This window comes from Pseudomonas syringae group sp. 26L6 (assembly GCF_032587815.1).
GTDB lineage: Bacteria > Pseudomonadota > Gammaproteobacteria > Pseudomonadales > Pseudomonadaceae > Aquipseudomonas > Aquipseudomonas amygdali.
The window spans coordinates 544114-555979 of record NZ_JAWHPJ010000018.1; the positions used below are offsets into that span (position 1 = coordinate 544114).

Annotated in this window: 11 protein-coding genes and 1 pseudogene; 9 read left to right on the forward strand and 3 right to left on the reverse strand. The window is 58.7% G+C overall.

The features are described from left to right. Positions 1–31 precede the first annotated feature (31 nt). From RYA97_RS10030 to RYA97_RS10065, 8 genes are all read left to right on the forward strand, one after another. Complete coding sequence (locus RYA97_RS10030; RefSeq protein WP_005745213.1) at positions 32–1639, forward strand: M10 family metallopeptidase; 1608 nt, start codon at positions 32–34, stop codon at positions 1637–1639. 340 nt (positions 1640–1979) lie between these two features. Beyond that, the gene (locus tag RYA97_RS10035) at positions 1980–3383 is read left to right on the forward strand and encodes an amidase (protein WP_117139394.1); all 1404 of its coding nucleotides are present in this window, start codon (positions 1980–1982) and stop codon (positions 3381–3383) included. 80 nt (positions 3384–3463) lie between these two features. Continuing rightward, positions 3464–4222 (forward strand): DeoR/GlpR family DNA-binding transcription regulator, encoded by a 759-nt coding sequence (locus tag RYA97_RS10040; protein ID WP_002553219.1) that lies wholly within the window; start codon positions 3464–3466, stop codon positions 4220–4222. Beyond that, positions 4200–5480 (forward strand): M20 family metallo-hydrolase, encoded by a 1281-nt coding sequence (locus RYA97_RS10045; RefSeq protein ID WP_117139393.1) that lies wholly within the window; start codon positions 4200–4202, stop codon positions 5478–5480. The genes RYA97_RS10040 and RYA97_RS10045 overlap by 23 nt, the downstream gene beginning before the upstream one ends. Positions 5481–5489: 9 nt before the next feature. Continuing rightward, positions 5490–6443 carry an aminoglycoside phosphotransferase family protein gene (locus RYA97_RS10050; RefSeq protein WP_117139392.1) on the forward strand — a complete coding sequence of 318 codons (954 nt, stop codon included), beginning with the start codon at positions 5490–5492 and terminating at the stop codon, positions 6441–6443. Then, positions 6440–7375: a choline kinase family protein gene (locus RYA97_RS10055; RefSeq protein WP_005745209.1), complete on the forward strand. Its 936-nt coding sequence runs from the start codon at positions 6440–6442 to the stop codon at positions 7373–7375. Before RYA97_RS10050 ends, RYA97_RS10055 begins: the two co-directional genes overlap by 4 nt. A gap of 136 nt (positions 7376–7511) precedes the next feature. Further along, a complete protein-coding gene (locus RYA97_RS10060; RefSeq protein ID WP_005745208.1) occupies positions 7512–7772 on the forward strand; it encodes a hypothetical protein in 261 nt (86 codons plus the stop codon). Continuing rightward, positions 7769–9298: a sodium:solute symporter gene (locus RYA97_RS10065; protein WP_005745206.1), complete on the forward strand. Its 1530-nt coding sequence runs from the start codon at positions 7769–7771 to the stop codon at positions 9296–9298. The genes RYA97_RS10060 and RYA97_RS10065 overlap by 4 nt, the downstream gene beginning before the upstream one ends. On the opposite strand, the pseudogene RYA97_RS10070 reads toward RYA97_RS10065, so the two are convergent. Together RYA97_RS10070 and RYA97_RS10075 are read right to left on the reverse strand one after the other, a co-directional pair. Next, positions 9295–9441: pseudogene (locus RYA97_RS10070) on the reverse strand (LysR family transcriptional regulator); the annotation flags it as partial. The gene RYA97_RS10065 and the pseudogene RYA97_RS10070 overlap by 4 nt on opposite strands. A gap of 15 nt (positions 9442–9456) precedes the next feature. Next, complete coding sequence (locus RYA97_RS10075; RefSeq protein WP_117139391.1) at positions 9457–10293, reverse strand: pirin family protein; 837 nt, start codon at positions 10291–10293, stop codon at positions 9457–9459. Between the two features lie 113 nt (positions 10294–10406). On the opposite strand from RYA97_RS10075, the gene RYA97_RS10080 reads away from it, so the two are divergent. Then, positions 10407–11318: a LysR family transcriptional regulator gene (locus RYA97_RS10080; protein ID WP_005780235.1), complete on the forward strand. Its 912-nt coding sequence runs from the start codon at positions 10407–10409 to the stop codon at positions 11316–11318. A gap of 31 nt (positions 11319–11349) precedes the next feature. On the opposite strand, the gene RYA97_RS10085 is transcribed toward RYA97_RS10080, so the two are convergent. Continuing rightward, on the reverse strand, positions 11350–11787 hold the full coding sequence (locus RYA97_RS10085; RefSeq protein WP_002553227.1) for a helix-turn-helix domain-containing protein: 438 nt from the start codon (positions 11785–11787) through the stop codon (positions 11350–11352). Between the last annotated feature and the right edge of the window lie 79 nt (positions 11788–11866).

Below are 11866 nucleotides of genomic sequence, written 5' to 3' on the forward strand. Positions count from 1 at the left end.
CTAACGTGTGTATTCTTCAGGAGCATTGCTGATGCCCGGCCCAAATGATTCAAGTCCTGCCGAACTTTTGCCCGAAGGGTCTCCCGACGACAGAGTCACCAGCCTGTTGTGGGGGCCGTTCTGGTTAGGCGATTCAACCGGTACTCACCTCACTTACAGCTTTCATACTGCCAACTCCGTCTATGCCACTGACTACAGTCGCTCTCAGGAGCCCAGCGATGCCTATTCACTGACCGATGCACAGGCCGCGGCGGCAAGAAGTGCGTTGGGTGCATGGAGTGCAGTGGCAGACATCAAATTCACCGAGGTTCAGGACACCCCGGACAATGTCGGAGACATTCGTTTTGGCGGCTTCAAGAGTCTGCAAAGTACTGAGTACGGCCAGGCTTACGCGCCAGGCACACTGGGCCGGTCCGGTGATGTCTGGATCGGGCCGAAAGTCAACGCGGCTGATCCTGCCAAAGGCACGGATGATTACCTGACGTTCATGCATGAAACGGGTCATGCATTGGGTTTGAAACATTCGTTTGAAGCCTCGCAATACAACGATGTTCTGCTCGATGCCAAGTTTGAAGATGCCCGTTACACCATCATGAGCTACACCAACAACTACAGTTTCAAACCCACCACGCCGATGTTGCTCGATGTGGCGGCCATGCAGTTCATATACGGTGCCAACACCAGCTATCACACCGGTAATGACGTCTACAAATGGGCACCCGATCAGTCGGTGTTCGAGACGATCTGGGACGCTGGTGGCAAGGATACGATTGATGCCAGCAATCAGGCTTCGTTTGTGAAGATCAACCTCAACGAGGGTGAGTTCAGCACCATCGGCAAGGCGTTCCTCGATTACAACCAGAATCCTGATGCCCCGACGCTGATGAACTCAGGGCTGGCGATTGCCTACGGTGCGCACATTGAAAACGCCATTGGCTCTGCTTTCAATGACACGCTGATCGGCAACAGCCTGGATAACGTGCTTGATGGTCGTGGCGGTCTGGACACCATGATTGGCGGTCTGGGCAACGACACCTACGTTATTGATCAGGCTGGTGAGCTCGCTTTGGTGCAAGAGAAGGCCAATGAGGGCATCGATACACTCAAGATCACCTATGACAACACATCGCCGGTTGCCACAGTGATCGACCTGAATGCCGAACCGCTGGCCAACTTTGAAAACGTCCACCTCAAAGGTGAGGGCGAGTTCACTTTGCTGGGCAATGATCGCAACAATACCCTGACCGGTAACGATGCGAACAATGTGCTGTTCGGCGGCGCGGGCAATGACAAGCTGGTTGGCGGTCTGGGCGCAGACATCATGACCGGTGGCAGCGGCGCTGACCGTTTTGTGTTCAATGACCTGGCAGAAATGGGCAAAGGCCACGCCAGCGACGTGATTACCGACTTCAACAGCCAGCAGGGCGACAAGCTGAGCTTCCTGAAGATGGATGCCAACGTGGACACCAAAGCCCTTGATGCTTTCAGCTTCATTGGCAGCGGCGAGTTCACCGGCGCGGGCCAGCTGCGTTTCGCCGACCACGTGCTGTCCGGCAACGTCAATGGTGATTTGCATGCAGACTTTGAAATCCAGCTGGTCGGTGTAACCGAGTTCCATGCTCACGATCTGGCGGTTTGATCGCTGACTTGAAATACCGGTTTCAATGACAGGACTGCGCCACGGACAGGCGCCGTTCTATCTGCTTGCCCATCGCCTCCTTCTTTCTTTCTCCTGCCTCTCCCCGCCGTTTTAACTGCGCACCGCAATTGGGCGACGCAGGGTTTTGAGCTTTTTTTGGCACCGTGACGGTGCTGTTACAAAATTTAAAACCACAAATTCAATATATCCAACAAAACCCACTTGACGCGCCAGCCCCTGCTGAATGTAATGCGCCGACAGTTGTCGGCACTGGGCATTGCGCAGAAGTATCTCACTGATGAAAGAGGTATCTACATTGATTGAGCCACAGCCATCGTCCATGCCTACCGTGATTGAAGCTGCCGCGCTTGTCCGCAAAGGCTGCATGACGCCGATACGCTTGACTGAGTTATGTCTGGCAACGATTGAAACCCACAATTCCACACTCAATGCGTTTGGTGACGTATACGCCGATGTCGCGCTCGAACAGGCCTGGACGATGACTGCCGAACTGCAGCGTGGTCAGGTAAGAGGCCCGCTGCACGGCATACCCTTTGGCATCAAGGACCTCTTTTCGACAGCTGGACTGCGCACCACGCGTGGCTCGTTGACTGCTCTGGACTCGGTGCCGGTCCAGGATGCACCGATCATTCGCCGCCTCAAGAATGCTGGTGCGATCATTCTGGGCAAGACAGCGACGACCGAATTCGGCTGGACCGGCGCGAGTACGTCACGGGTGTTCGGCAACGGGCGTAACCCCTGGGACCCGGCACTGACCAGTGGTGGCTCCAGTTCCGGCTCGGCGATTGCGGTGGCGGCGCGCATGGTGCCGGCCGCACTGGGCTCCGATGGCGGCGGCTCGGTGCGCATACCTGGCTCGTTCTGTGGTGCGTTCGCCCTCAAAGGCACTCTGGGACGCATTCCGACCTGGCCCTGGTCAGCCACCGAGATGCTCAGTCATGCCGGACCGATTACCCGAACCGTGCGTGATAGCGCGTTGCTGTTCGATATCCTGTCGGGGCCGGATCCGCTGGATCACCAGGCGCTGCCAGCCCCTGACGAGTCCTTTCTGGCACGGTGTGATCAACCGTTGAGTCCGTTGCGTATCGGCTTCTGCCCGACGCTGTTTGACACACCGGTCGACGCGCAAATCGCCGCAGCGGTTGAAGCTGCTGTGGGTAATATCGCCAGGTCGCTGCCCGTCACGGTCAGCACGCTCAAACCAGCCTGGCAGGACCCGCTGGCGACGTTCGAAACCCTGTGGGTTGCCGGACGCGGTATCGCCTATGGCAAAGCGCTTGCGCAGCAACTGGACCAGCTTGACCCTGGCTTTGCCGATCTGATCAGGCGTTCTGCCCAGTACAGCCTGAGTGATTACTTGCAGGCACTCCAACAGCGCGCTGCGTTTGCCAATCAGGTCCATGCGCTGTTTGAAGATTACGATTTGCTGATCATGCCCACGTTGCCGATTCTGCCGTTTGCTGCCGACGACGTGGCACCGGTCGGTTATGCCGGGCAGGACGGCGCTGTGCCGTGGGCGCGCTGGACGCCATTTACTTACCCTTTCAACATTACCGGCAACCCGGCGGCCAACCTGCCCTGCGGGTGGAGTTCCGGCGGGCTGCCCATTGGTCTGCAAGTGGTCGGGCCACGCTTTGCCGACGCTCAGGTGCTGCAGTTCTGTGCCGCTGTGGAAGCCATCGCGCCATGGGATCAACACTTGCCACCGATTTTGGGGCAGTAGCCATGTCCCTCTTGCTTGCGGATCAACGGCCAACGGGCCCGGACACTGGAGTTCTTACTTTGCAACGGAATGCCACCCCCATGCTCAATCAGCCGCGTCTGGACGAAATCATGCGCCTGCTCGCCCAACAGCAGCGTGTCAAGGCGTCGGACCTTGCACAATTGCTGTTCGTGTCCGAAGAGACCATTCGCCGCGACTTCAAGTATCTGGAAGAAGAGGGCCGATTAAGGAGAATTCACGGTGGCGCGATTCTGCCCAGATCCAGCGAAGAACTGCCTTTGCAGGAACGCAGCAGGCTCAAGCCCCGCGCCAAGGCAGGTATTGCTGCCCGCGCTGCGCAACTGGTCAGCGAAGGCATGGCGATCTTCCTCGACACCGGTACTTCGACGCTGGCGCTGGCCCAGCAACTGACGCGGTTCAGCCAGTTGAAGATCATCACCAATTCGCTGGACATCGCCCAGTTGATATCGCACCAAAGCGACAATCAGGTGCTGGTTGCGCCCGGTGATGTGCGGCGTACCGACAACGCCTTGATCGGGCCGCACACGCTGGAGTTCGCCCGGCAGTTTCATTACGACATCGCCTTCATGGGTATCGGCGGCATTGATCTGGACCTGGGGCTGATGGATTACCAGGAGCCGGAAGCCATGCTGCGCAGGACGCTGGTCAGGCACTGCGCGCGCAGTGTTGTGCTGGCTGATGATGGCAAGTTCGGTCATCGCACCTTTATCAATACTCTTCCGTTCGCCGCGATCACCACCCTGGTCACCAATCGCGCGTTATCCGACGAGTTTGTGACACGCCTGGAGAAAGATCATGTCGACACCCTCTATCCCTGAATTGATCGAGCCAGGTGCAGCTGATCTAGCGGCATTTGAAGCGCTGTTTCAGCAAAGCTCGGCCATTGGTGCAACACCGGCGGGTGGCTTGCACCGGCTGGCGGCATCTGCTGAAGACGGTCGGGTGCGCGACCTGTTTCGGGACTGGCTGAAAGAGCACGGCTTTGAAGTGCGTGTCGATGCGATCGGCAACCTGTTCGGCCTCATGACGTTTGACCCCCAGGCGCCTTATCTGCTGTGCGGTTCACATCTGGACAGCCAGCCGAGCGCGGGTCGTTTCGACGGTGTGTACGGCGTGCTTGCCGGTGCCGTCGCGGTGTCCAGTCTGGCGCGACAACTGCGTGAACGCGGTGAAATACCTGCCTGCAATCTGGCCGTCGTCAACTGGACCAACGAGGAGGGCGCCCGCTTTCAGCCGAGCCTGATCGGCAGCGGTGTATTTACCGGGGCACTGGCCCTGGAAAATGCCTGGGAAAGCCGCGATGGCGATGGCATCCGTTTGAAGGATGCGCTGCAAGCCATAGGTTATCTGGGTAATGATCAGGTTGATTTGAACATTGCCGGATACGTCGAAATTCATGTCGAACAAGGCACTGGCCTGGAAAGCAGCCAGACGGCAATCGGCGTGGTCCGGGAAACCTGGGCCGCGTTGAAACGGCGGGTGCGTTTCGATGGCGAGCAGAATCATACCGGCCCTACGCCCATGGCCGCCCGCCGTGACGCATTGCTGGCTGCCGCACACACCATCACGGCGGTGCGCGACGAAGCCGGGCAACATGGCTTGCAGATGCACAGCTCGGTAGGACGTATCGAGGTGTACCCCAATTCACCCAATGTCGTGCCTTCCCGGGTCTCCCTGCTGATCGAGTACCGCTCCCGCGATGTCGGTCTGCTGAGCGCGGCAGGTGAACGCCTGGACGCAACGTTGCACACCATCGCCGACAGGACCATGACCGGGTTTGAGGTGGAAAGCAGCGTACTGCGCCCGCCCGCCAGGCTGCATGAAGGGTTTGCGGAACTGGCGCACGCAGTAGGCGGCGAGCTGGGCCTGTCGACCGCCGACAGCATGACGGTCGCTGGTCATGACGCGATCAGCATGAACCGCCATTACCCGGTGTGCCTGCTGTTCATCCCCAGCAGCAATGGCGTTTCCCATAACGAGGCCGAATACACCAGCGATCAGGACATGCGCAACGGTTTGCGCATGCTGACCGGTCTGTTGTACCGGGCTTGCACCTCATCCGCTTCGTTTCGTTGAGGACTGACCATGTCATATGCTGACGACCTGACCACACGCCTGCTCGGCGCATTGGCAAACTGCGGGCTGGATGCGAACGCGCACACCGAGGTCGTTACGCAGGGCGTGGCATCGCCCTCCAGGCTGTCGACCGAATGGACGGGTTTTCGAGTGGTCGGTGCACAGGGCGCTGTTTACGCCAAGGTGCTGCATGCCGATATGGCGCAACTGATTGATTTCGAAAAGGCGGCGCAGGCCAGTGAATGCGCAGGCCGTAGCGGCGCGGCACCGCGCTTGCTTGGCGCGGACACGGCCTGCGGTGTGCTGATTTTCGAGGATCTGGGTCTGGAATGGCGTGCTGCCCGGCTCGATGACCTGCTCGCGCCGGGCCGCCTTCAGGCGCTGTGGGCGCTGAAGCGGCTGGTGCATGTCGGGCCTGTGCCTGATGTTGTGCGCTCGCCGATGATGGATATCGAGCGCCTTCGCACACTGTGCGAACGTGACAACGTTGCACTACCGGCAGAACACCAATGGATTGACCGCTGCGTTGACATGGTCTGGCAGGCATTGCAGGCCCGCTCTGTGCAGGCGGTGCCGCTGCACGGTGACGGCGTTGCCAGCAATGTGATGGTTTCAAGCGAAGGCCGGTTGCGCCTGGTGGATTTCGACTACGGCGGCTGCATGGACCCCTGGTACGACGTTGCGATTACCCTCAACGAGCTTTATTCGTTTGAAAGCCAGTGGCGCGAAGGGATCAGCGCATGGGCGGGGCAGTGTCTGGAAGTCGACTATGCCGTCTGCCGCTTGTATGCGCTGATCAACGACTGGTACTGGACATTGTGGGGGCTTTGGGCAGGTACGACGTCCGTGCGGCCACTGGAGTTTTCCAAGGTCGGTCAATGGACGCTGCTGCGTTGCCGGCAGTGTGTTCAGGACCCGCGACTGGAAGGCTGGATGCGTCAGGTTCAGGAGGGTAGAGCATGAAAACGTTAGGGCAGTCTGTCAGTACCCAGGAACGACAACTGGAAGCAGCAGTGCGCAGTATCGACAGTTGGCAGGGGCGGCGCGTCGGCTACGAGCCGGTCAGCGGCGGTATCTCCAACACTAATTGGCGGGTTGAGGTCGAGGGGGCCGACACGGCGTACTTCTTCAAGGTGCCGGGCGCCGGCACAGAAATGTTCATTGACCGCCACACCGCCCACGAGGCCAGTGTGAAAGCGGCGCAAACCGGCTACGGTGCGCCGGTGTTTGCGTTCCTCGAATCTTTCGGTGTCGAAGTGTTCGAGTTCATGGAGGGCTGGCGGGCATCGTCCAATCATGACTTCCTGCAGCGCGACATACGCCACGGCGCTCTGCACGGGCTCAAGGCGTTCAACGATCAGCCGTTGCTGAAACAGACCAAGACCGTGTTCGACATGATTGCCGAGCACCAGAACCAGGTGGCAGAGCTCAAGGGCATCAAGCCTCAGGATGACGACTGGTTGTGCCTGCAATATCAGCGCGCAAAAGCTGCCCTGCAAGCTTCCGGAATTGATCTGGCACCGTGCATGAATGACACGCTGGCAGGCAACTTCATGCTCAACGCGGAGCGTCAGATTCGCCTGGTGGATTTCGAGTACGCCTCCAATAACGATCGCCATTACGAACTGGCGCTGTGGTTCGGCGAGATGTTTTTCAGTGACGAGATGGAACTGGCGCTGATCGAGGACTATTTCGGTCAGGTCAGCGCGCAAACCGTAGCGCGGATCAAGCTGAACAAGGCGTTGGCAGATATCAAATGGTCAACCTGGGCAATGGTCCAGCACGCCGTGTCGCAACTGGACTTCGACTTTTACAAGTACGGCACCTGGAAGCACATGCGCGCGCGCAGCATCATCAATGATTCGCAATGGGAAACCTGGTTGCGACAGGCATGACCCGTCCTCTCCAGGCATACCTGTAACAAGCACTCCAATAATAAAAAAGTAGCGGGTGACCGCGTGTTCCTTTTCCTGCTTGAGTTTTATCCGATCACTTATCCATAGCCAGATCCTGAAATTCAAGGAGCACTCCATGAGTAACGTTCCGCCTTCTGAAAATCCCGGCCGCCTGAAAAATCTGGTGTTTGGCCTGTACTTCTTCGCGCTGTTGATGATGGCGCTGTTTCCGCCGTTCTACCTCAAGGTCAGTGGCAGCACCGCGCTGGTGCTCGGTGTGCCACTGCCGATCTTCTACTGGATTCTGATCGCCGTGCTCATGGGGCTGGGCCTGTGGATGCTGTACGTGGTCGAGTCTCTGCTGGGTGAAATTCCACAAGAGGGGGACGGGCAATGATCAGCACGACTACAGTTTTAGACCTTTACATCACCTTCGGCCTGATCGGCGTGTTCCTGGCGGGCATGATTGCCGTGTTGTACGCGACCAATCGCAAGAGCGAGAGCTTTTCCGACTACGCGGTGGGCGGTCGCTCCTACGGTCCCTGGTTCATCGCCATGTGCTACACCAACTCGTGGTGGCCGGGTGCAACTTTTACTGCGTTCTTTGCACTGTCTGTCGGTGGCGCGCTGGGCTTTTACGGCATGGTCTATGCCACGCTTGGCGTGACCGCCATGTACCTGATGGCCAATCGTGCCTGGACCTGGGGCAAGCGTTTCAACCTGACCACCCAGCCGGACCTGCTGGGCATGCGCTTCAACAGCCCGGTGGTCAAACGCATTGCTTCGATCATTGGCATCATCTCGGTATTCCCTTGGGTGGTGATGGGCATTCAGGCCCTCGCGACGCTTTTTCAGTTCGCCAGCTTTGGCCGTTGGGGCGTGACCACTTGCCTGCTGGTAGGGGTGGTGGTGATCCTGATTCGGCAGTACTGGACGGTGAGCATGGGCATGCGCGGTCTGATCATGACCGACATGTATCAGGGGCTGATTGCCTACGTGCTGTGTGCCGCGCTGTGCATTTTCCTGCTGTTCGGTGCTCAGGCGTCGTTCGCCAACCTGTCGCAACTGCCCGCCAGCATGCTGGTGATCCCCGGTGGCGCAGGCAGCACTTACGGCCCGATGTACATGTTCAGCCTGATCTTTACCGGGGTGATCGGCTCAATGTGCTGGCCCATGAGCTTTCAGCGTATCTATACCGCCAGCGGTGTGCGTTCGGTGAAGAAGGGCACACTCCTGACCATCATGCTGGTGGGTGGCTTCTATGGCATTCTGATGCTGTTCGCCGCGGCAATCAGTCAGGACCCCAACGTGGCCGCGCATCCGCAGCATGGCTGGTTCCTGTCACTGTTCGATATCGGCGGGCCGTGGTTGCTGGGGCTGGCAATCATGATTGTCCTGGCGGCCAGCATCGGCCATGTCGACGGCTGCGTTCAGGTGTGCGGTACACAGTTTGCCAACGATCTGGCGACCTGGAGCAAGCCGCGCAGTGATCGCGAGAAGACTGTTCTCGCCAAGGTGGGCATGGTGGTTTTCATCGCGGCGGCGTCGCTGTTGGCGTACCTGACCTTCGATTACGCGCGCCTGCAACTGCTGGCACAGATTTCCTATCAGGGCATCATCCAGCTGGCCGTGCCGCTGTTCTTCGGGGTCTTCAGTCGTCGTGGCAACAAGCAAGGCGCGATTGCCGGCATGCTGGTTGGTATTGTTATCGCGATTGTGCTGACCACAATTTACCCCGATGACATTCCGGCACTGGGTTCGTTGACCAGCGGCATCATCGGCCTGATCTTCAATGCGGGCATTTTTGTCGCGTGCGCCATTGCGATCAAGCCAAGTGCGGAGGAGGTCAGACGCGTTGATGAGTTGTTCGCCATGGCAGCACCGGCGCGCCATGGCGTGCGCCCGATTGCTGCTATGGGTTAGTCGATAAAAGCCCTGAGCGGCGAGGGCAGGTAGCGGCGTTCTGGATAGTACAGATACGGCCAGGTGAGGCGCTGCCACCTGGGCTCAAGTATCGGTTCCAGTGCGCCGCTGTCCAGATGAGTACGTAGCCGGTTTTTGAACAGGAGGCGGCTGCTCAATCAGAGCCTGCCTTGCTCGCGCAGCACTGCGCCGATTCGCTCTATTTCCAGTTCGCCCTGATTAAGCGCGGCCTTACTGGTGTGCACCGAATAGTAGCCGGTGACCAGATCATGCGGATGCTTGACTGCCGACCCCAGCACGAAATGGGTATCGCCCTTTGCGACGAAGTCGATAGGGCGATCCGATTCCTCGAAAATAGCCAGTTCGCCAGCGCTGATCGGGCCGCCTGCGTCGAGGTGTCCGGCGTTGATCGCCAGCCAGGCGACGCTATGACCTGCGGGCGGCGTGTAGCGCCAGTGCTCGCCGTCTTTCAGTTTTACGGCCAGATAATTCATGCCCTGTGGTGCAGGTATGCTGCTTTGTGCTGCACCGTAACGCCCCAGCAGCACCTGTGCCGGGCCTTGCCGCGCAACCTGCGACGCCGCCAGATAAACGCTGTTTGCGGGGCCATTCTCTTGCGCTGCGGGCAGGGCTATCCATAGCTGGAAGCCTGTAATCGGCGCATCGCTTACCGGCTGGGCGTCATGCCACACGCCATTGCCTGCGCTCATCCATTCCACACCGCCATTGGGCAATATGCCTGATTTACCGGTGGTGTCTTCGTAGGCCAGATCGCCTTCGATCATATAGGTCAGCGTTGCAATTCCTGAGTGTGGGTGCATGCCGAAACCTTTTTTCCCCGGCTCGGGTTTGAAGCCGAATTGATCAAGAAATACGAAAGGCTTCAATAACTGACCCAGATCGCCCGGGCTCATCAGGCGAGTGATAGGCCCTCGGCTTTTGCCGCTTGTGCGATGGGTGATGGCGCGTGGCTGAATGCTGACGATAGTGTTCATAGCGTTGTCCTCTGGGCCTTGATGCCTGAGCACAAAGAATAAGCCTCTATGGATTACTTGATTAGCCGGTATAGTTGGTTTGGACTCATCCATAAATAGAAGGAATTAGTCTCGTGGCGCTTGATCTCAATGATGTCGCCCTGTTTGTGCAGGTCGTGCGCAGCGGCAGCTTTGCGCAGGCGGCAAGGCATCTGGGCATGCCTTCCAATACGGTCAGCCGCAGGGTTCAGCAATTGGAAATACAGCTGGGCACTCGATTGTTGCAGCGGTCGACACGCAAGCTGGTCCTCACCCAGGCAGGGGAGGACTTCCACGAACGCTGTGTGGGCGCTGTCGATGGTTTGATGGATGCCGCAGAGCAACTTGTTTCACATCGAGAAGAACCTGGCGGTCGGCTGCGCATCGCCGCAATGGCGGATTTCTTCGATTTCTTTTCGATGGAGTGGGTGGCTGATTTTCTTGCCGAATACCCTCGGGTTCAGCTGGAGTTCGTGCTCAGCGATGAGCGCGCCGACCTGATCGCTGACCGGCTGGACATCGCGTTTCGCGGCGGCCCCTTGCAGGATTCGGGCTACGTAGGGCGACAACTGATCGAAGAGGGGCATGACAGCATGGTTGCCAGCCCGGCGTATATCGCCGCTCACGGCATGCCTGATTCCCTGCAGAGCCTGCACGGGCATTACTGCGTCAGCACGGCGCATCCCGGCGGGAGCACTGTCTGGCGGTTGCTCGGGCCGGACGCGAAGATGCATGAGGTGCAGATGGCCAGCCGATTCAATGCCAACACCGCGCAGGCATTGCGTAAAGCGACCCTGGCAGGGCTTGGTATTGCGCTATTGCCCGCGACGCTCATCCGCTCGGATCTGCGCGATGGCAGACTGGTGCCGGTACTGACGCAGTACCAGCGCACCAGTCATGGTCTGCATGTGCTTTATCCCAGTCGGCAACATCTGCCGCCTGCGGTGTCGGCATTCATAGCGCTGGTCATGGAAAAACTCAGGGACAAGGCGTTTGCGGCGCAATGAGCCGCCTTGGAGGCACACTACATGCTCTGCGTCACTTCAACTTCGAGGTCATGTAGATCAGCCGAACGGTCGCAACCGTAATGGCTTCTGCGTCGTTCTTGATGTTTTCCAGCTGGTCGCTGTCGACGTTGCTTTCGCCTGCATTTGATTCAATCAAGCGGGTCACGTGGTACAGGTTCTGAGTCACGTCGTGCAGGTTGCCGTGCAGGCGAGCAACAACGCGGTTGAGAGGAGCGCAGGCCTGGCTATTCGAAATTGTGACGGCGGGTGAGCTGAGACCGGTCACCACGTAGGCCACATCCACGCCCGCATTCGAGACGCTGGAAAGGTAGTCTGCCCGAGGCGAGCGAACACCGTTTTCGTAATTGCCCTGAGCGTTGGTTTCCACGCCACCTATCGCGCCCAGTGCGCTTTGCGAAAGTTTGAGGCGCAGGCGTTCCTTTTTCAGCCGTGCTCCGATCCCTGTCATCCGTTTGTCCTCGATAGACTGTCCGCTGCAAGCCAAAGGCTTGTTGCCACACATCAGGGTTAGCAAGCGTTACTGGCAC

Coding starts and splice junctions, on each gene's coding strand:
- RYA97_RS10030 (WP_005745213.1), top strand. CDS start 32: ATGCCCGGCCCAAATGATTCAAGTCCTGCCGAACTTTTGCCCGAAGGG.
- RYA97_RS10055 (WP_005745209.1), top strand. CDS start 6,440: ATGAAAACGTTAGGGCAGTCTGTCAGTACCCAGGAACGACAACTGGAA.
- RYA97_RS10035 (WP_117139394.1), top strand. CDS start 1,980: ATGCCTACCGTGATTGAAGCTGCCGCGCTTGTCCGCAAAGGCTGCATG.
- RYA97_RS10045 (WP_117139393.1), top strand. CDS start 4,200: ATGTCGACACCCTCTATCCCTGAATTGATCGAGCCAGGTGCAGCTGAT.
- RYA97_RS10075 (WP_117139391.1), bottom strand. CDS start 10,293: ATGAACACTATCGTCAGCATTCAGCCACGCGCCATCACCCATCGCACA.
- RYA97_RS10060 (WP_005745208.1), top strand. CDS start 7,512: ATGAGTAACGTTCCGCCTTCTGAAAATCCCGGCCGCCTGAAAAATCTG.
- RYA97_RS10065 (WP_005745206.1), top strand. CDS start 7,769: ATGATCAGCACGACTACAGTTTTAGACCTTTACATCACCTTCGGCCTG.
- RYA97_RS10040 (WP_002553219.1), top strand. CDS start 3,464: ATGCTCAATCAGCCGCGTCTGGACGAAATCATGCGCCTGCTCGCCCAA.
- RYA97_RS10085 (WP_002553227.1), bottom strand. CDS start 11,787: ATGACAGGGATCGGAGCACGGCTGAAAAAGGAACGCCTGCGCCTCAAA.
- RYA97_RS10050 (WP_117139392.1), top strand. CDS start 5,490: ATGTCATATGCTGACGACCTGACCACACGCCTGCTCGGCGCATTGGCA.